Origin of the sequence: Streptomyces parvus, assembly GCF_014648875.1 — a bacterium.
Lineage (GTDB): Bacteria > Actinomycetota > Actinomycetes > Streptomycetales > Streptomycetaceae > Streptomyces > Streptomyces parvus.
In genome coordinates this window covers 142,587-161,170 of record NZ_BMRY01000010.1, presented here as the reverse complement: position 1 = coordinate 161,170, position 18,584 = coordinate 142,587, and the positions used below count along the sequence as shown (strand labels likewise).

The window sequence follows — 18,584 nt, the reverse complement described above, 5'->3', positions numbered from 1 at the left end:
TCAGCCCCACGAGCGGAAGTCCATGCGCGCGCACGAGCCGAAAGAGAACGAGCAGGAGCCGCACCGCCCCGCCAGGGGCGCCGCCGAGCGGCCGGGGGAGGCGGCGGCCCCGGCCGGCCGGGTGCCCGACACGCTTCTCGCTCTCCAGCGCACCACCGGCAACGCCGCCGTCCTCCGGATGCTCCAGCGCGACCGGCACCGGCACGGCCCGGACTGCGGTCACCAACAGCCCGGCGCGGAGCCGGTGCAGCGCTCCGCCGTGCACGATGTGCTGCGCGCGCCGGGCAGGCCGCTGGACGCACCGCTGCGCGAGGAGATGGAATCCCGGCTCGGCTCCGACTTCTCCGACGTCCGCCTGCACACCGACTCCGCCGCCCGCGCCTCCGCCGCCGAAGTGGGCGCCCGCGCCTACACCTCCGGCAACCACGTCGTCATCGGCGACGGCGGCGGCGACAAGCACACGCTCGCCCATGAGCTGACGCACGTCATCCAGCAGCGCCAAGGCCCGGTCGCCGGTACGGACAACGGGTCCGGGCTGAGCGTCTCCGACCCGGGCGACCGTTTCGAGCGCGAGGCCGAGGCCAACGCGGTCCGGGTGATGAGGCGGACGCCCGAGCAGAGTACCGAGGGCGACCGGAGCGATCAGGACGCGCGCGACACCCCCGTACAGCGGGAAGCGGATGCCACCGCCCGGGACGCGGCACGCGGTACCGACGGCACGGCCGTCCAGCGCTTCTCCGAGGTCGACACCGCCGAACTGGGGAACGTACGGCGCTCGGAGAACGGCCTCTACCTCATGCCGCTCACGCCGGGCGCGGACACCACCGTCATCTGGGTCGCGGAGGGTGCCCCGGCGCCCCGGTACTGCATCCCGACCGGGGAGCGCGGTGACATCGGGGGCCGTACGTACGCGGAGTACGAGCCGGAGACCTCCTTCCTCGCGGACTGCGCGCACACGGCCGAGGAGATCATGCACCGGCAGCGGCTGGCCCTGGGGCAGGACGCCAGTGAGTTCGCCGAGGGCGGTGCCCAGTTCGGCCTGGGCCACCGGGAGAACGTGGCGGGTGCCCGGGCCTACGCGGCCGCCCGGGGCGACCGTACGGACGGCGACGAACGGCCGGCGGCCGGCCAGGCGTACGCCATCGTGGAGACGGCGTGGCGGGGGAGGTACAAGCGGCCCGACAACAGCAGCGGCTGGCCCTACCACGTGGCGGCCGTGGTCGCGGTGGACGGCGACGACCGCATCACGGTGGAACAGGCCGCGGGCAGCGACGACGCCCAGGCACGTCAGGGGCACGAGGGCATCGTCGACATGTACACGGCCGGTACGGATCCGACCAACGGGCAGGCGATCCCGAACAGCTTCCACGGGCGCAACACCGGTGGTCCTGTACAGCACTTCACGGCCGGCGCGATCACCGTCATCCTCCAGCCGATCAACGTCGGCGGCCTCGATGAGGAGACCGGGGAGCGCGGACTCATGTGACCCCGCGGGCCGCCAGCACCGCCGCCAGTCCCTCCCGCAGATCGGCGACGAAGAACTCGGGCATCTCCAGCGACGGGAAGTGCCCCCCGGCCTCGGGCGACCGCCACCGGACGATGTTCCGGTACCGCTGCTCGGCCCAGGGGCGTGGAGTCTTGTCGATGTCCCGGGGATACATGGTGATCGCGGACGGGACGTCGACCCGGAGCGCGGGGTCCAGCGAATTGTGGCTCTCGTAGTAGATGCGGGCCGCCGAGGCCCCCGTCCGCGTCAGCCAGTACAGGGTGACGTTGTCGAGGACGCGGTCCCGGGAGATCGTCTCGAACGGGCTGTCCCCGGTGTCCGACCACTCGGCGAACTTGTCGAGGATCCAGGCGAGCAGCCCGACCGGTGAGTCGACGAGCGCGTAGCCGATCGTCTGCGGGCGGGTCGCCTGCTGCTTCGCGTACGCCGCGCGGTGGCGCCAGAAATGATGGGTCTCCTCGGTCCACCCGCGCTCGGCCTCCGTCAGCCCGTCCGTCGTCAGACCGGGCGGGGCCTCCGCGAACGTGGAGTGGACGCCGAGCACGCGGTCCGGGAACCTGCCGCCCAGAACCGTGGTGATGTTGCCGCCCCAGTCGCCGCCGTGGGCCAGGAACCGGCCGTACCCGAGCCGCCCCATCAGCTCCACCCACGCCGCCGCGACCCTCTCGGTACCCCACCCGGTCGTGGCCGGCTTCTCGCTGAACCCGAAGCCCGGCAGCGAGGGGGCCACCACATGGAACGCCGGTGCCGCCGCGTCCCGCGGATCCGCCAACTCATCCATGACGTGCAGGAATTCGACGACACTGCCCGGCCAGCCGTGCGTCAGGAGCAGCGGAACGGCGTCCGGGCGCGCGGACCGGCGGTGCAGGAAGTGGATGCCCAGCCCGTCGACAGTCGTACGGAACTGGCCCATGCGGTTCAGCCGCTCCTCGAACGCCCGCCAGTCGTATCCGGTGCGCCAGTACTCCACGACATCGGCGAGGTCGGCCAGCGGAACACCCTGGTCCCATCGGCGAGGGCCGGGCGGCGCGCCCCGGACGGTCTCCGCCTCCGGCAGCCGCGCCGCCGCCAGTCGCGCCCGCAGATCGTCGAGATCGGCGTCGGTCGCGTGGGTCTCACAGGCGTGGATGCGTGCGTCGATGTGTGCGCGCATGACGCGCATGTCGTTCTTCGCGCGTACGTCGTTGGTCGCGGGTACGTCGCTGATCGGGCGGGGCATGGGGCCTCCGGGCGATCGTGGGCACCGACGACGGTTCATTGCGAACCGTCTAAGACGGTTCTAACAGCCCCTCGGGACCTCCCGCAACCGGCTAAGGTGGTTCCATGCGTGCTGGCTTTCCCGATTTCCGCCTCGGCAACGTGCTCGCGACGAGCTTCACGGGGACCCTGTCGGAGCGCTTCGGCGACTCCGTGGAGCGCATCCCCGTGCCTCGGCGGCTCATCGACTGGCTGGCGGTGTACGGCCTCACCGTGGACTCCTGTACCCCTGAACAGCTCGACCTGGCAAGGCAGTTGCGGGAGTCGATCCACGCGGCCGCGACGGCCGCCGCGCTCCGGGAGACGCTGCCCGCCGCCGCGGTCCGGATCATCGGCGACCGCAGCATCGAGGGGCGGGCCGCGGCGATCCTGACGCCGGAGGGGGAGCGGCGCTGGCGGCTCGGCTCCGCCTCCGTGGAGGACGCCCTCGGCGTGATCGCCGCCGACGCGGTCGACGTCATCTCGGGCGAACGGGACGGGAAGCTGGCCCTGTGCGCCTCGGCGACCTGCCGGGCCGCCTTCTTCGACACCAGCCAGAGCCGTACGCGCAAGTGGTGCGACATGAACACCTGCGGCAACCGCCAGAAGAAGGCGCGCTTCAACGCCGGCCGGGGCAGGGGCGAAGGCCCACGCTGACCCCGGCCCGCGGCCCGCGCCCGCCTCAGCGCTCCCGGCGCCGGCGGCGGTAGTACGCCGCCGTGACCACCGCGAGCAGCGGGCCCCAGGCCAGCAGCGGGAGATAGCAGGCGGTCATCACCCAGTAGTGCACGCCTTCGGGAGATCCGGGGGCACCCATGTTGTCCGCGGCGTTCCAGTTGAACGCACCGGAGACCGTGATGAGGGTGACGAGCGCCGCGCCGGTCGAGGCGGGGATCACCGCCGCCGGGACGGGGATCCTCCGGCCGCCCAGGAACGGTACCCAGTACGGGAGTTCCTCGCCCCATCGGTGGATCAGGCCCAGGGTGAGCAGGCCGACCGCCTCGGCCAGCAGGCTGAGGCCGATGAGGTAGAAGGACATGGCGCCGGGAAAGTTGTCCGGGTGAAGGTGCTCGTCGGTGAACCCGGAGTCCCAGCCCAGGGCGATGGCGATCCGCCACAGCCCGGACGGCACCAGGGTCAGCGCGGCGGCGTGCGCGGCCAGACGGATGGAGCGGGGGACCCGGGGCGCGGACGGGACGGGCGCCCCAGCGGCGGGGACGCCGGACGCGGCGGCCCGCCGCCCCGGACTGCTCACGGTGCCGGACATGGTGGACTCCCTTGTTCTGGCGGGGAATGACGTTGACCCCGGTCGGTCGAACGGCTCAAGCCTCGCTCTCCGCCGCCCCCGATTCCATCCGCCGATCGGCACAAAACCCCCGCCCCGGTGGCGTCCGCGCCTCCGCCGCCTCTCACCGCCCGGGAGAAGGAGATCGCCCGGCTGGTCGCCGTGGGACTCACCAACGCCGAGATCAGGGAGAAACTCGTCATCACGGCGGGCACCGCCAAGACCCACATCGCCAACGTCCAGGCGAAGTTGAGGGTCCGCAATCGAGTGGGCACAGCCGCCTGGTCCTGGGAGAACAGGCTGGCCGGCCCGGTCCCACGGCAGTAGCGCGGATCCCGGTCACCCCGGTCACTCCGGCGGCCGGGCCGCCGTGCGCTCGCCGAGATCCTTCCCGCGAGCTTCCGGCCCCGCGTCCACCGTCCCCGCTCTCGTCCCCGCCCCCTTACGCGCCTTCGGCGACATGAACAGCGTCGCCGCCAGCGCCAGGAGCAGCAGACCCGCGCAGACGTACCCGGTGACCTGGACACCGACCGCCATCGCCTCGCGTGCCGCCTCCGCCGCCGATGCCGTACGCGGCTGTGCGGCGAGGGCGTCGATCACCGATCCGGCGCTGTCCGTCACCACGCCGCCGATCCGTTCCGCCTCGTCCGTCGAGAGGCCTTCCCGGGTGAGCCGGTCGGTCACCCCGGAGGCCAGAGTGCTGAAGAACAGCGTGGTCAGGAGGGCGATACCGAGGGCCGACCCCAGCTCGCGGGCCGCGCTCTGGATGCCGGACGCCTGGCCGCCGCTCCGTTCCGGTACGTCCACCAGGACGATGTTGGTCACCTGCGCCGTGGCGAAGCCGACACCGATCCCGTACACGAACAACGCGACGGCGATGAGCCACCACGCACTGTCCGTGGAGGCGATCAGCGCCAGCATGGTCAGCCCGGCGGCCTCCAGCACCAGTCCGATCCTGACCTGGGCGAGCGCGGACACGGTCGCGGCCATCGGGAAGCTCGCCCCGGAGGCCGCGAAGCTGCCCGCAGCCAGGGCGACGAGAGCGAGACCGGCCTCGAACGCGCTGTAGCCGAGGGCGAACTGCAGCCAGAGCGGCAGCACCGCGATGATGCCGAACTCGCCGAGACCGACCATCAGCGTCACGAAGTTCCCGTTGCGGAACGAGCGGATGGAGAACAGCCCCACGTCCATGAGCGGCTCGTCCCCGGCCCGGCTCAGCACGGCCTGCCTGCGCCAGAACGCGCCCAGCGCCAGCGCGGACATGATCAGGGCGACGAAGACCGGCGAGAGCCCGCCGGACCAGGAGAAGGCCCCTACCTCCAGCGGCTTCGTCGTCGTCAGCCAGCCGTACGTACGTCCCTCGATCAGGACGAACGAGAGCAGCCCCAGGCCCACCGCCGACAGCACCGCGCCGACGCCGTCGATACGGCCCCGGGTGCGGGGCGACACGTCGAGGTACCGGAGCACCCCCCACACGATGAGGGCGACCAGCGGGATGTTGATGCCGAAGGCCCAGCGCCAGGAGATGTCCGCGAGCCACCCGCCCAGCAGCGGTCCCACGGCCGCCGCCGCTCCGATGGTCGAGCCCCACACGGCGAACGCCTGACCGCGCGCCCGCCCGGTGAACGTGGCGTTCAGCAGGGCCAGCGAGGTGGGCAGCATCATCGCCCCGCCGACGCCCTGGACGAACCGGGCGAGGATCAGCAGGCCACCGCTGGGAGCCAGCGCGGCCAGCAGGCTCGTCGCGCCGAACACGACGAGGCCCAGCAGGAAGATCCGGCGCGCGCCGTGGAGGTCGCTGAGGCGTCCGGTGACCAGCAGGAGCGCCGCGAACGTGATCGCGTACGACTCCTGGATCCACTGGGCCTCCGACGAGCCGATGGACAGGTCCTCGATGATCGGCGCGAGGATCACGTTGACGATCGTCAGGTCGACGACGATCAGGGCCACTCCGGCCGCCACGGCGACGAGGCCCAGCCACTGGCGGGCTGTGGGTGGGGATTCCGCAGGTTCGGTCACGGTGCTTCGACTCCCGAATATTGCTTTGTCGCAAAGATAAATAGCTTTGTGGCAAAGCTAAATAAGGCGGGGTAGGTTGTCAAACCGGAGCCGGAGCCGGAGCCGAAACCGGAAGTGGAAGCGGAAGAGAGCGAGGGGCAGTGCCGATGACGAACGGGCGCGAAGCCGACGGCAGCGGTGCGGCCGACCACGCCGACAGGCACGGCGCTGCCGACCCCGAGGGCGTACGGGTCGACCGCGTGATGGACGGCCTGCGCGCCTTCGGGGCGAACTACACCGAGTTCACCCGCCGCTTCGCGGCCTGGCTCGGGCTGCACTCCACCGACGCCGCCGCCCTCGTCGAGATCCTCTACGCGGAGGACCAGGGCGCACCCCTGTCGCCGGCCCGGCTCAGCGAACGCGTCTCGCTCTCCTCCGGCGCCACCGCCATCCTGCTCAAGCGGCTCGAACAGGCGGGCCACATCGTGCGTACCCGCGAGAGCGCCGACCGCCGGGTGGTGACCCTGCGCAGCAGCCCGGACATCCGGCCGCGCGCCATGGCGTTCTTCGGCCCGTACAGCGAGCGGATGGCGGAGGCGATGGCGGCGTACCCGGCGCAGGAGATCCAGCGGTTCGAGCAGTTCCTCGGCACCCTGCGCTCCACCATGGACGCGCTGTTGGCGAACGAGTACGAGAACGGCGGCCCGACGCCACCCGCCCCCTGAGCCCGCTTGCCGCCGCCCTCCCGCGAACCGGCCTGTCAGTGGCACCGGGTAGCGTCGGGTCATGTCCAACATGGCCGTCCTCGAAGGGGTCCTGGAGCGGATCACCTACGCCAACGAGGAGAACGGGTACACGGTCGCCCGCGTCGACACCGGGCGCGGAGCCGGTGACCTCCTCACCGTGGTCGGTGCGCTGCTCGGCGCGCAGGTCGGTGAGTCGCTGCGGATGGAGGGCCGTTGGGGCTCGCACTCGCAGTACGGCAAGCAGTTCACCGTGGAGAACTACACCACCGTGCTGCCCGCCACCATCCAGGGCATCCGCCGCTATCTGGGCTCCGGGCTGATCAAGGGCATCGGGCCGGTGATGGCCGACCGGATCACCACCCACTTCGGCGTCGACACCCTCGACGTCATCGAGCAGGAACCGAAGCGGCTCGTCGAGGTCCCCGGCCTCGGCCCCAAGCGCACGAAGATGATCGCGGCGGCCTGGGAGGAACAGAAGGCGATCAAGGAGGTCATGGTCTTCCTCCAGGGCGTCGGCGTCTCCACCTCCATCGCCGTCCGCATCTACAAGAAGTACGAGGACGCCTCGATCTCCGTCGTGAAGAACCAGCCCTACCGGCTGGCCGCCGACGTCTGGGGCATCGGCTTCCTCACCGCGGACAAGATCGCCCAGGCCGTCGGCATCCCGCACGACAGCCCCGAGCGGGTCAAGGCCGGGCTGCAGTACGCCCTGTCCCAGTCCTCCGACCAGGGGCACTGCTATCTCCCGGAGGAACGGCTCATCGCGGACGGCGTCAAGCTCCTCCAGGTCGACACCGGGCTGGTCATCGAGTGCCTGGCCGAGCTGGCCGCCGATCCGGAGGGCGTCGTACGGGAGAAGGTGCCGTCCCCCGAGGGCGGCGAACCGATCACGGCGGTCTACCTCGTCCCGTTCCACCGGGCCGAGCTGTCCCTCGCCGGGCAGGTCAGGCGGCTGCTGCGGACGGAGGAAGACCGGATGCCGGCCTTCCAGGACGTGGACTGGGGCAAGGCCCTGGCCTGGCTGGCAACGCGTACGGGGGCCTCGCTGGCGCCCGAGCAGGAGCAGGCCGTACGTCTCGCGCTCAGCCGCAAGGTGGCCGTCCTGACCGGCGGCCCCGGCTGCGGGAAGTCGTTCACCGTCCGGTCGATCGTCGAGCTGGCCCGGGCGAAGAAGGCCAAGGTGGCGCTCGCCGCCCCCACCGGGCGCGCCGCCAAACGCCTCTCCGAGCTGACCGGGGCCGAGGCCTCCACCGTGCACCGGCTGCTGGAGCTGAAGCCGGGCGGGGACGCCGCGTACGACCGGGACCGTCCGCTGGACGCCGATCTGGTCGTCGTCGACGAGGCGTCGATGCTCGATCTGCTGCTCGCCAACAAGCTCGTGAAGGCGGTGGCACCCGGTGCCCACCTCCTCCTGGTGGGCGATGTCGACCAGCTGCCCTCGGTCGGCGCGGGGGAGGTGCTGAGCGATCTGCTCGCGGAGGGCGGTCCGGTCCCCGCCGTCCGGCTCACCCGGATCTTCCGCCAGGCCCAGCAGTCCGGCGTGGTCACCAACGCGCACCGCATCAACGCCGGACAGCCACCCCTCACCGAGGGGCTGAGCGATTTCTTCCTCTTCGTGGAGGACGAGACGGAGGACGCGGGCAAGCTCGCCGTCGATGTCGCGGCCCGCCGCATTCCGGCCAAGTTCGGTCTCAACGCCCGCCGCGACGTGCAGGTCCTCGCCCCGATGCACCGGGGCCCGGCCGGCGCGGGCCATCTGAACGGGCTGCTCCAGCAGGCCATCACCCCGGGCCGCCCCGACCTCCCCGAGAAGCGGTTCGGCGGCCGGGTCTTCCGGGTCGGCGACAAGGTCACCCAGATCCGCAACAACTACGACAAGGGCGAGAACGGCGTCTTCAACGGCACCGTCGGCATCGTCACCGGCCTCGACGTGGATGAGCAGAAGCTCACCGTCCGCACCGACGAGGACGAGGAGATCGGCTACGACTTCGACGAGCTGGACGAGCTGGCCCACGCGTACGCCATGACGATCCACCGCTCCCAGGGCAGCGAGTATCCGGCCGTCGTCATCCCCGTCACCACCAGCGCCTGGATGATGCTCCAGCGCAACCTGCTCTACACGGCCGTGACGAGGGCCAAGAAGCTCGTCGTGCTCGTCGGGTCCCGTAAGGCGATCGGCCAGGCGGTCCGCACGGTTTCCGCAGGCAGGCGTTGTACGGCACTGGATTTCCGGCTCCGGGGCGGCTCCGGCGAAGACTTCTCGTGACCCCTGCACAAAAATGATCGATCAAATCGGTGGGAAACATCACGGAGGTCTTCCGGAACCGCAGTCAAGGGGGCAGGATGAGTAAGTTGGCGGCACTCAGTGCCGCCAGTAGGTCCAATGGACGACCCCGAGTGCACTCTCCTGAGCCGAATGGGGGAGGGTGGAAGACAGTCAGGGCACCTCGAAGAAGAGGCACTACGTCGGTGAGGGATGACGTGAGCGAGCACACCAACAACGCTGTAGTACTGCGGTACGGCGATGACGAGTACACCTACCCGGTGATCGACAGCACCGTCGGCGACAAGGGCTTCGACATCGGGAAGCTCCGGGCCAATACCGGCCTGGTGACGCTGGACAGCGGATACGGCAACACCGCCGCCTATAAATCCGCCATCACGTACCTCGACGGCGAGCAGGGCATCCTGCGCTACCGCGGATACCCGATCGAGCAGCTCGCCGAGCGCTCGTCGTTCCTCGAGGTCGCGTACACGCTGATCAACGGTGACCTTCCCAAGGTCGACGAGCTGGCGGCGTTCAAGAACGAGATCACCCAGCACACGCTGCTGCACGAGGACGTCAAGCGGTTCTTCGACGGCTTCCCGCGCGACGCCCACCCGATGGCCATGCTGTCCTCGGTCGTCAGCGCGCTGTCCACGTTCTACCAGGACAGCCACAACCCGTTCGACGAGAAGCAGCGCCACCTGTCGACGATCCGCCTGCTGGCGAAGCTGCCGACGATCGCGGCGTACGCGTACAAGAAGTCCATCGGGCACCCGTTCGTCTACCCGCGCAACGACCTCGGGTACGTCGAGAACTTCCTGCGCATGACCTTCTCGGTCCCCGCCCAGGAGTACGAGCTGGACCCGGTCGTCGTCTCGGCGCTGGACAAGCTGCTCATCCTGCACGCGGACCACGAGCAGAACTGTTCGACCTCCACCGTGCGCCTGGTCGGCTCCTCGCAGGCGAACATGTTCGCCTCGATCTCCGCCGGTATCTCGGCACTGTGGGGCCCCCTGCACGGTGGTGCCAACCAGTCGGTCCTGGAGATGCTGGAAGGCATCCAGGCCAACGGCGGCGACGTCGACTCCTTCATCCGCAAGGTGAAGAACAAGGAGGACGGCGTCCGCCTGATGGGCTTCGGCCACCGGGTGTACAAGTCCTTCGACCCGCGCGCCAAGATCATCAAGGCCGCCGCCCACGACGTGCTGTCCGCGCTCGGCAAGTCCGACGAGCTGCTCGACATCGCGCTCAAGCTGGAGGAGCACGCGCTCTCCGACGAGTACTTCGTCTCGCGCAACCTCTACCCCAACGTGGACTTCTACACCGGTCTGATCTACCGGGCCATGGGCTTCCCGACCGAGATGTTCACCGTCCTCTTCGCGCTCGGCCGGCTGCCCGGCTGGATCGCCCAGTGGCACGAGATGATCAAGGAGCCGGGTTCCCGCATCGGCCGCCCGCGCCAGATCTACACCGGCGAGGTCCTGCGCGACTTCGTCCCGGTCGAGGGCCGCTGACCCGGACCTCGCCCCGGACCTCGTGTCCGCCCCGTAGTGCCCGGCCTCTTCGGCCGACTGCCTTCGCCCCGCGTACCGCGCTTCGCACAGAGCGCGGTGTCCGGGGCGATTCGGCGTTACGGGGGTGGGTGCGGCGCACAGTGCGGGCGCGGGGCGGTGCAGGGCGGGCGCGGGGCCCTGGCGGGCCCCGGAAAAGGGAGAAGCGCCCCGCCGTCGATCCCCCCACGGGTCGACGGTCGGGGCGCTTCCCATATCCCGGAGCGGATTCCCCCCACGGGATCCGGCCGGGCGTCTGCAGGGAGCCGAAGCTCCCGTTGTTCTGTTGTGCCGCGATCTGCCGGGGTACGTACGCACGGGAGGGCCGCTCAAAGCTCCCCGGTGCACGTGCCCCGGCCAACGCATGCCATCAGGAGCGTCCCCCAAGACACTCCGTCGGACGTCCCCCAAGACATCCATTGGCAATCGCACTCTAAGACTCGCGAACCCACCGGATGGTTACCCTGAAATCGGTGTGATCTAAATCTCTTTGTGGAAGTTACGTGAAGGCACGCAACCTGAGGCTGTTCGTGACGACGAACACGGACGAAAACGCCATGGCGGCTCCCGCGATCATAGGGTTGAGCAGGCCACTTGCAGCCAGGGGCAAGGCCGCGACGTTGTACCCGAAGGCCCAGAAGAGGTTGCCCCTGATGGTGGCCAGCGTACGCCTGGAAAGGCGGATTGCGTCAGCTGTCACCTTGAGATCTCCACGAACCAGTGTGAGGTCGCTCGCCTCGATCGCCGCATCCGTCCCAGTGCCCATCGCCAGCCCCAGGGATGCCGTGGCCAGAGCGGCCGCGTCGTTGACCCCGTCGCCGACCATGGCGACGACCCGGCCCTCGGCCTGAAGGCGCTTGATGACCTCCACCTTGTCCTCGGGGAGCACCTCCGCGCGGACCTTGTCGATACCCACCTCGCGCGCCACGGCCTCCGCCACCGCCCGGTTGTCACCGGTCAGCAGGATGGGCTCCAGCCCGAGGGCCCGCAGTTCGGCCACGGCGGCCGCGCTGCTCTCCTTGACGGCGTCGGCCACCCCGAACACGCCCCGGGCCTCCCCGTCCCAGGCCGCGACGACCGCCGTACGCCCGTGCGCCTCGTCCTCCTGCAGGGCCCGCGACAGCGAGGGCGGGAGCGGGATCCCGGCATCGGCGACGAGGCGGGGCCGGCCGACGAGGACGGCGTGGCCCTCGACGATGCCCTGGACGCCGAGGCCGGGGATGTTGGCGAAGTCCTCGGGGGTGGGGAGCGGCCCGGTGGCGTCGGTTGCGGCGGTGGCGACGGCCTGGGCGATGGGGTGTTCGGAGGCGTTCTCCAGGGCGCCGGCGAGCCGGAGGACTTCGGCCTCGTCGGTTCCGTCGGCGGTGTGGGTGGTCTGGAGGGTCATGCGGCCGGTGGTGACGGTGCCGGTCTTGTCGAGGACGATGGTGTCGACGCGGCGGGTGGTTTCGAGGACTTCGGGGCCCTTGATGAGGATGCCGAGCTGGGCGCCGCGTCCGGTGCCGACCATGAGGGCGGTGGGGGTGGCGAGGCCGAGGGCGCAGGGGCAGGCGATGATGAGGACGGCGACGGCCGCGGTGAAGGCGGCGGTGAGTCCGGCGCCGTTGCCGAGCCAGTAGCCGAGGGTGCCCAGGGCGAGGGCGATGACGATCGGGACGAAGACGGCGGAGATGCGGTCGGCGAGGCGCTGGGCGGAGGCCTTGCCGTTCTGGGCGTCCTCGACGAGCTTGGCCATGCGGGCGAGTTGGGTGTCGGCGCCGACGCGGGTGGCTTCGACGACGAGGCGTCCTCCGGCGTTGAGGGTGGCGCCGGTGACGGTGTCGCCGGTGGTGACCTCGACGGGCACGGATTCACCGGTGAGCATCGAGGCGTCCACGGCGGAGGAGCCCTCGACCACGGTCCCGTCCGTCGCGATCTTCTCCCCGGGACGCACGACGAAGCGGTCCCCGACGACGAGTGTGCTCGCCGGGACGCGCATCTCCCGGCCGCCCCTCAGCACGGCGACATCCTTCGCCCCCAGATGCATCAGCGCCCGCAGCGCCGCGCCGGACTTCCGCTTGGCGCGGGCTTCCAGACAGCGGCCCAGCAGGATGAACGTGATGACCCCGGCCGCCACCTCCAGGTAGATCGTCGAGGTGGCGTCGGCGCGGGAGACGGTGAGGTCGAAGCCGTGGCGCATGCCCGGCATCCCCGCGTCGCCGAGGAACAGGGCCCACACCGACCAGCCGAACGCGGCGAGGGTGCCGAGCGAGACCAGCGTGTCCATCGTCGCCGCCCCGTGCTTCGCGTTGGTCCAGGCGGCACGGTGGAAGGGCAGGCCGCCCCAGACGACGACGGGCGCGGCGAGGGTCAGGCTCAGCCACTGCCAGTAGTCGAACTGGAGGGCCGGGATCATGGCGAGCAGGACGACGGGGGTGGCGAGCACGGCCGAGACGAGGAGGCGCTGCCGGAGTGCGGTGAGGGAGGCCTCCTGGTCCGCCTCGATGTCCCGGGCGACGGAGTCGGGGGTGGGTTCCGAGGCGGGCTCCGAAGCGGATTCCGGAGTGAACGCCGGAGCGGGCGGCGGGGCGGATTTCGGTGCGGGCTCCGAGGCGGGCTTCGGGGAGACCTCCGGCGCGGGGTCCGAGGCGGGCTTCGGGGAGACCTCCGGCGCGGGGTCCGGGCCGGCCTCCCGGGTGCCCTCAGGGGCGGGTGCAGGGGCCGGAGTGGACGGCTGGGCGACGGGGCGGGCCGTGTAGCCGGTCTTCTCGACCGTGGCGACGAGATCCCCCAGCTTCAGCCCCTCCCCGAAGGTGACGCGGGCCTTCTCGGTCGCGTAGTTCACCGTGGCGGTGACGCCGTCCATCCGGTTGAGCTTCTTCTCGACGCGGGCGGCGCACGAGGCGCAGGTCATCCCGCCGATCATGAGCTCGGCCTCGGAGGCGTCGGCGGCCGGGAAGTCGGCTGCTGCTGTGCTGGCCATGTCCGGAACTCCTGGAAAACGCAGATCGGGCCGTACCCCACCAGTATCGACTGGTGGAGCCGGCCCGACGGCGAACGGGGTGGTGCGGCTGGTGGGCGGGGTGGTGAGGCGTGGGGCCGGCGCTCAGGCGGCCGGGCCGAGGAGTTCGTAACCGGCCTCGTCCACGGCGGCGCGCACGGCGTCCTCGGCCAGCGGGGCCTTGGACGTGACGGTGACCAGGCCGGTGGCGGCGACGGCGGCGACCGAGGTGACGCCCGCGATCCCGGAGATCTCCTCCGACACGGCCCCCTCGCAGTGGCCGCAGGTCATGCCCTTGACCTGGTACACGGTCGTGACGGAGTCGGCCTGCCCGATCTGCACGTCGGCCGCGGCGTCGTGGCAGGAGCCGGTGGGCGAGCAGCAGGAACCTGTGGACGGCGTGGTGTCGGTCTCGGCGGTCATGACGTTCTCCTCTTCGCGAACACGTTTCGGGCGGCGCGGCGGGGCACGTGGGACCACAGAGGCCCCCGTGGCGTCCCCGCCTCACTCATACTATACCCCTAGGGGGTATCAGCGTGCTCCGTCGGCGCCGGGCACGACGCGTCGTCGCCGACCAGCGGGTCCAGGTAGCGGAACATCACCGTCTTCAGCTCCTGGATGTAGGCCGCGCGCTCCTCGCCCTCGTTGGCCATGATCAGGTCCAGCCCGGCCTTGAAGACCATGAAGGCCATTTCGGCGATGCGGTGGACCTGGGCGGCGGGCATGTCCGGAAGGTAGTCGGCGAGCACCGATTCGACCCGCGTCAGCATCGTGGCGTGCAGCGTGTCGTGCGCCTCGGTGATCCGGCCGGGGATCTCCGAGCCGTGCATCAGGACGAAGAACGCCGGGTTCTCGCAGTTGAAGGCGATCAGCGGGTCGAGGATGGCGTCCAGCAGGCGGTCGAGCGGCAGCTCCGTGTGGCTCTGGTCGAAGGCCGCGCCGTAGGTGTCCCGCCAGCGGTCCAGCAGCCGGTCGCCGAGCTCGACAGCGATGGCCTCCTTGTTCGGGAAGAACTGGTAGAGCGTGCCGGGCGAGACCCCTGCCTCGCGGGCGATGGCGTTGGTGCTGGACGCGGTGTAGCCGCTCGTGCAGAAGACGTCGGCGGCGGCCCGGAGCAGCTGGGCGATCCGGGCCTCGCCGCGGGCCTGGCGGCGGCGGGGGCGGGTGGAGTCCGCCGCCCCGTCGGTGGTGGTCCCCGCGGCTCCGGCGGCCTCGGTGGCGGCTTCGACGGCGGCCTCGGTGGCGGTCTTGTTGGCTTTGCCCTCCGGCACGGTCAATCCCCAGCTCTCATGACGCGATTGACAAACGCGAGTGGTCGCTCGCATTCTAGAGAAACGCGAGCGACTACTCGTGTTTGCCGCGATAAACGGCAACGACCGACCCATGCTGCCCTGCGCTGCCCGGGTCTCGGTGAAGGGGACACCGCACCATGCCCGAAGTCAACCGTTCCGCGCCGCCCCCGGTCGGGGGCTGGACCCGGTTCGTCACCGCCCGGCCGCGGCTCGCGCTGCTGGCCGCGCTGGTGATCACCACACTCGCCGTGTTCGCCGGAAGCGGGGTGGCGGACCGGATGGGCAGCGGCGGCTGGCAGGCCCCCGACGCCGAGTCGACGTACGCGACGGAGGTGCTGGCGCGGGAGTTCCCCGCCTCCCAGCCCAACCTGCTCCTGCTGGTGGACAGCGGCTCCGCGGGCGTCGACGACCCGGCCGTGGCCGCGGAGGCCGCCCGCCTGACGGAGCGGCTGAAGGCCGAGCCGGGGATATCGGGCGTCGGGTCCTACTGGGAGACCGCTTCGCCCGCCCTGCGCTCCGAGGACGGCAAGGAAGCGATCATCGCCGCCCGGATCGGAGGCGACGAGAAGACCGCGGGCGAGACCCTTGACCGGCTGGCCCCGGCCTTCGCGGGGGAGCGGGGGCCGGTGACGGTCTCCCTCGGCGGGCCCGTCGCCGTGCAGCACGAGATGCAGACGATCATCCAGGAGGATCTGCTGCGGGCCGAGCTGATCGCTCTGCCGGTGACGCTCGTGCTGCTGGTCATGGTCTTCGGCAGCGCCGTCGCCGCGATGCTGCCGCTCGCTGTCGGCATCGTCGCCATCCTCGGCACCAATGCCGTGCTGCGGGGCCTGACGGAGTTCACCGACGTCTCGGTCTTCGCGATGAACCTCACCACGGCCCTCGGCCTCGGACTCGCCATCGACTACGCCCTGTTCATCGTCCGCCGCTTCCGCGAAGAGCTGGCGGCCGGGGCCGACACCCGGACGGCGGTGGGCACGACGCTGCGGACCGCCGGACGTACGGTGCTGTTCTCCGCGCTGACCGTGGCGGTCTCCCTGTCGGCCATGCTCGTCTTCCCGCAGTACTTCCTGCGGTCCTTCGCCTACGCCGGGATCGCCGTGGTCCTCCTGGCCGCCGCTGCCGCACTGATCCTGCTGCCCGCGGCGCTCGTGCTGCTCGGCCCCCGGATCAACGCGCTGGACCTGCGCCGGGTTCTCCGTCGCCGGAAGAAGGCGGCGACGGCGGGGGAGGACGCGGCGGGTGCCGCGGCCGGACGCCCCGGGGCGATTCCCATCGCCGGCGCCGACGCGTCGCCGGGCCGGGGCTGGGCGTGGCTGGGTGCGCTGGTGATGCGCAGGGCGCCCGTCTTCGCCATCGTGACCACCGTCGGGCTTCTGCTCCTCGGACTGCCGTTCCTCGGCGTCAAGTTCGGCACGGCGGACGACCGCCAGTTGCCGGCCTCCGCGGAGTCCCGGGTCGTCCAGGAGCACATCCGCGACGGGTTCCCCGGCAGCCCGGGCGGCGGCCTGGAGGTGCTGGCAGAGGGGCAGGGTTCCCCCGCCGACCACGCGGCCCTGAAGGACCGGATCGAACAGCTCCCCGGCGTGCTGCGGGTCGACGGCCCGGTCGCCGACGGCCCCGTCGCCTACTACAGCGTGCTGCCCAAGGGCGAAGCCGTCGGAGAAGAGGCCCAGCAGCTCGTACGGGACCTGAGGGCCATGCCCTCCGCCTCCTCCCTCGACACCTCGGTCACGGGCACGGCGGCGGTCCTCGTCGACTCCAAGGACGCCATAGCCGACCGGCTGCCCTGGGCCCTGGCGATCATCGTCGTCGTGACCCTGCTCCTGGTCTTCCTGCTCACCGGCAGCGTGCTCATCCCGCTCCAGGCGGTCGTGCTCAACGCCCTCAGCCTCACCGCGATGTTCGGAGCGGTGGTCTGGGTCTTCCAGGACGGGAACCTCTCCGGACTGCTCGCCTTCACCAGCACGGGCGACATCGAGACGACACTGCCCGTCCTGATGTTCTGCGTGGCCTTCGGACTCTCCATGGACTACGGGGTCTTTTTGATATCCCGGATCAAGGAGGAGTACGACCGCACCGGCGACCACGAGCACTCCGTCACCTTCGGGCTCCGGCACACCGGCGGGCTGATCACCGCGGCCGCCGTGATCCTCGCGGTCGTCATGGTCGCCATCGGCACCTCACGGGTCACCAACACCAAGATGCTGGGACTCGGTATCGCCCTCGCGGTCCTGATGGACGCCATGGTGGTGCGCAGTCTGCTGGTCCCCGCGGTGATGAAGCTGATGGGCCGCTCCACGTGGTGGGCCCCCGCGCCCCTGCGGGCCTTCCACCGCAAGTTCGGCCTCAGCGAAGGGGAGGCCGCCCCGGCCGTCACCCCCGCCGCTCCGCCGGACCCGGAACCGACGGCGGAGGCCGAGGAGATATCGGGCGCGAGGAGGGATATCGGCGAGCCGGCGCGACGCTGAGAGCCACGGGGAAAGCCGTCCGGAAAGAGCCTCCGGGGAAGCCGGGAATGCCCTCCAGGCGCAACAGGAAGGGCCTGCCCGCCGCCGAACGGGTGGCGGGCGGGACCCGGGCCCCTCGGCCCGCCAGGGAGGCTCCACAGGCCCGCCGGCGACCTTGCTAAACCACCGCTGACCTGGGCTTTAATGCTCATCCGACCTAAAATTTCCGCAACGGAGAAGGGGGCCCGGATGGACCGGAACGTCCGTACGACGGATGACATATTGGCTTTGATGGACGGGCTGTTCGCCCCGGAAGCGGACCGGTGGACGGCCGACGGAGCGTCCTGGTGGGACGCGTTCTACGCCGACCGTTCGCGGGAGGTGCCGTTCTTCGCGGACAAGCCCGACGAGAACCTCGACGCCCATCTCCGCCAGGGGCGGATCGCCCCGGGGCGTGTGCTCGAACTCGGCTGCGGGCCCGGCCGCAACGCGGTCCACCTGGCCTCGCTCGGCTTCGACGTCGACGCGGTCGACCTCTCCCCGGCGGCGCTGGCCTGGGCCCGGGAGCGCGCCGAGGAGGCGGGGGCCGGCTCCCTCCGGTTCCACCACGGTGACGCCTTCACCCTGACGGCCGCGGGGGCCGCCCTGGCCGGTCCCTACGACCTGATCTACGACTCCGGCTGCTTTCACCATCTGCCGCCCCACCGACGGATCAGCTATCTCGCCCTCCTGGAGCGCTGCCTGGCGCCCGGCGGCCACTTCGCGCTCACCTGCTTCGCCGCCGGGGAGGGCGGGATGGGCTCGGAACTGCCGGACACGGAGCTCTACCTGACGGGTGGTCTGCACGGCGGACTCGCCTATACGGACGACGATCTGCGCAACGTCTTCTCCGGGCTGACGGAGATCGAGCTGCGCCGGATGAACGACGAGGCACCCGAATCCCCGCTCTTCGGGGAGTCGTTCCTCTGGACGGCCCTCTTCCGCAGGGCCGCCGGAAGAGCCGCCGACAGGCCCGCCGGCCAGGGGTAGTGGGGCGTCAGCGCCCCCGGTTGCGGGGGCGCGAGGCTACCCAGGCGCGGACGGTGTCTCCGTACCAGTACGGCTTCCCGTTCCTCACCTGGTCGGGCGGGGGCAGGAGCCCGTGCTTGCGATAGGAGCGGACGGTGTCCGGCTGGACCTGGATGTGCGCGGCAATGTCCTTGTAGGACCAGAGCGTTCTGTCCGTCATCGGTGACACCTCTCTGCACTGACCAAGCCGACGATCACTCAGCCTG

At 70.9% G+C, this 18,584-nt stretch carries 14 protein-coding genes and 1 pseudogene; 8 read left to right on the top strand and 7 right to left on the bottom strand.

Features of this window, described 5'->3' with window-relative positions; all coding sequences use genetic code 11:
• Positions 1-22 precede the first annotated feature (22 nt).
• Positions 23-1,486 (top strand): eCIS core domain-containing protein, encoded by a 1,464-nt coding sequence (locus IE140_RS27585; protein ID WP_150196815.1) that lies wholly within the window; start codon positions 23-25, stop codon positions 1,484-1,486.
• Here the strand turns inward: IE140_RS27585 and IE140_RS27580 are convergent.
• On the bottom strand, positions 1,479-2,669 hold the full coding sequence (locus IE140_RS27580; protein ID WP_150196820.1) for an epoxide hydrolase family protein: 1,191 nt from the start codon (positions 2,667-2,669) through the stop codon (positions 1,479-1,481). The two genes, IE140_RS27585 and IE140_RS27580, sit on opposite strands and share 8 nt — an antisense overlap.
• Before the next feature lie 161 nt (positions 2,670-2,830).
• On the opposite strand from IE140_RS27580, the gene IE140_RS27575 reads away from it, so the two are divergent.
• Complete coding sequence (locus IE140_RS27575; protein ID WP_109178577.1) at positions 2,831-3,400, top strand: CGNR zinc finger domain-containing protein; 570 nt, start codon at positions 2,831-2,833, stop codon at positions 3,398-3,400.
• Between the two features lie 25 nt (positions 3,401-3,425).
• Here the strand turns inward: IE140_RS27575 and IE140_RS27570 are convergent, their stop codons facing one another.
• A complete protein-coding gene (locus IE140_RS27570) occupies positions 3,426-4,010 on the bottom strand; it encodes a hypothetical protein (RefSeq protein ID WP_150196816.1) in 585 nt (194 codons plus the stop codon).
• Positions 4,011-4,118: 108 nt separating this feature from the next.
• Here IE140_RS27570 and IE140_RS27565 point away from each other — a divergent pair.
• Positions 4,119-4,355, top strand: a pseudogene (locus tag IE140_RS27565) (response regulator transcription factor); the annotation flags it as partial.
• A 21-nt stretch (positions 4,356-4,376) separates the two neighbouring features.
• Here the strand turns inward: IE140_RS27565 and IE140_RS27560 are convergent.
• Positions 4,377-6,047, bottom strand: coding sequence for an MFS transporter (locus IE140_RS27560; protein ID WP_093439317.1), 1,671 nt, complete (start codon positions 6,045-6,047; stop codon positions 4,377-4,379).
• Positions 6,048-6,193: 146 nt separating this feature from the next.
• Between IE140_RS27560 and IE140_RS27555 the strand changes: the two genes are divergently transcribed.
• The 3 genes from IE140_RS27555 (at position 6,194) to IE140_RS27545 (ending at position 10,552) form a co-directional block, all read left to right on the top strand.
• On the top strand, positions 6,194-6,751 hold the full coding sequence (locus tag IE140_RS27555; protein WP_150196817.1) for a MarR family winged helix-turn-helix transcriptional regulator: 558 nt from the start codon (positions 6,194-6,196) through the stop codon (positions 6,749-6,751).
• Positions 6,752-6,812: 61 nt separating this feature from the next.
• Positions 6,813-9,038, top strand: coding sequence for an SF1B family DNA helicase RecD2 (gene recD2, locus IE140_RS27550; RefSeq protein WP_150196818.1), 2,226 nt, complete (start codon positions 6,813-6,815; stop codon positions 9,036-9,038).
• A gap of 215 nt (positions 9,039-9,253) precedes the next feature.
• Complete coding sequence (locus IE140_RS27545; protein WP_006124608.1) at positions 9,254-10,552, top strand: citrate synthase; 1,299 nt, start codon at positions 9,254-9,256, stop codon at positions 10,550-10,552.
• 535 nt (positions 10,553-11,087) lie between these two features.
• On the opposite strand, the gene IE140_RS27540 is transcribed toward IE140_RS27545, so the two are convergent.
• The 3 genes from IE140_RS27540 to IE140_RS27530 form a co-directional block, all read right to left on the bottom strand.
• Complete coding sequence (locus IE140_RS27540; RefSeq protein ID WP_189460797.1) at positions 11,088-13,550, bottom strand: heavy metal translocating P-type ATPase; 2,463 nt, start codon at positions 13,548-13,550, stop codon at positions 11,088-11,090.
• 123 nt (positions 13,551-13,673) lie between these two features.
• Positions 13,674-13,991 (bottom strand): heavy-metal-associated domain-containing protein, encoded by a 318-nt coding sequence (locus tag IE140_RS27535; protein ID WP_150194080.1) that lies wholly within the window; start codon positions 13,989-13,991, stop codon positions 13,674-13,676.
• A gap of 98 nt (positions 13,992-14,089) precedes the next feature.
• A complete protein-coding gene (locus IE140_RS27530; protein ID WP_150194082.1) occupies positions 14,090-14,845 on the bottom strand; it encodes a TetR/AcrR family transcriptional regulator in 756 nt (251 codons plus the stop codon).
• Between the two features lie 152 nt (positions 14,846-14,997).
• On the opposite strand from IE140_RS27530, the gene IE140_RS27525 reads away from it, so the two are divergent.
• Together IE140_RS27525 and IE140_RS27520 are read left to right on the top strand one after the other, a co-directional pair.
• Positions 14,998-17,331, top strand: coding sequence for an MMPL family transporter (locus tag IE140_RS27525; protein WP_150194084.1), 2,334 nt, complete (start codon positions 14,998-15,000; stop codon positions 17,329-17,331).
• Positions 17,332-17,559: 228 nt separating this feature from the next.
• On the top strand, positions 17,560-18,339 hold the full coding sequence (locus tag IE140_RS27520) for a class I SAM-dependent methyltransferase (RefSeq protein ID WP_150194086.1): 780 nt from the start codon (positions 17,560-17,562) through the stop codon (positions 18,337-18,339).
• A gap of 7 nt (positions 18,340-18,346) precedes the next feature.
• On the opposite strand, the gene IE140_RS27515 is transcribed toward IE140_RS27520, so the two are convergent.
• A complete protein-coding gene (locus IE140_RS27515; protein ID WP_109178570.1) occupies positions 18,347-18,538 on the bottom strand; it encodes a helix-turn-helix transcriptional regulator in 192 nt (63 codons plus the stop codon).
• Positions 18,539-18,584 lie beyond the last annotated feature (46 nt).

Coding starts and splice junctions, on each gene's coding strand:
- IE140_RS27575 (WP_109178577.1), top strand. CDS start 2,831: ATGCGTGCTGGCTTTCCCGATTTCCGCCTCGGCAACGTGCTCGCGACG.
- IE140_RS27570 (WP_150196816.1), bottom strand. CDS start 4,010: ATGTCCGGCACCGTGAGCAGTCCGGGGCGGCGGGCCGCCGCGTCCGGC.
- IE140_RS27585 (WP_150196815.1), top strand. CDS start 23: ATGCGCGCGCACGAGCCGAAAGAGAACGAGCAGGAGCCGCACCGCCCC.
- IE140_RS27535 (WP_150194080.1), bottom strand. CDS start 13,991: ATGACCGCCGAGACCGACACCACGCCGTCCACAGGTTCCTGCTGCTCG.
- IE140_RS27555 (WP_150196817.1), top strand. CDS start 6,194: ATGACGAACGGGCGCGAAGCCGACGGCAGCGGTGCGGCCGACCACGCC.
- IE140_RS27540 (WP_189460797.1), bottom strand. CDS start 13,550: ATGGCCAGCACAGCAGCAGCCGACTTCCCGGCCGCCGACGCCTCCGAG.
- recD2 (WP_150196818.1), top strand. CDS start 6,813: ATGTCCAACATGGCCGTCCTCGAAGGGGTCCTGGAGCGGATCACCTAC.
- IE140_RS27580 (WP_150196820.1), bottom strand. CDS start 2,669: ATGCGCGTCATGCGCGCACACATCGACGCACGCATCCACGCCTGTGAG.
- IE140_RS27525 (WP_150194084.1), top strand. CDS start 14,998: ATGCCCGAAGTCAACCGTTCCGCGCCGCCCCCGGTCGGGGGCTGGACC.
- IE140_RS27515 (WP_109178570.1), bottom strand. CDS start 18,538: ATGACGGACAGAACGCTCTGGTCCTACAAGGACATTGCCGCGCACATC.
- IE140_RS27520 (WP_150194086.1), top strand. CDS start 17,560: ATGGACCGGAACGTCCGTACGACGGATGACATATTGGCTTTGATGGAC.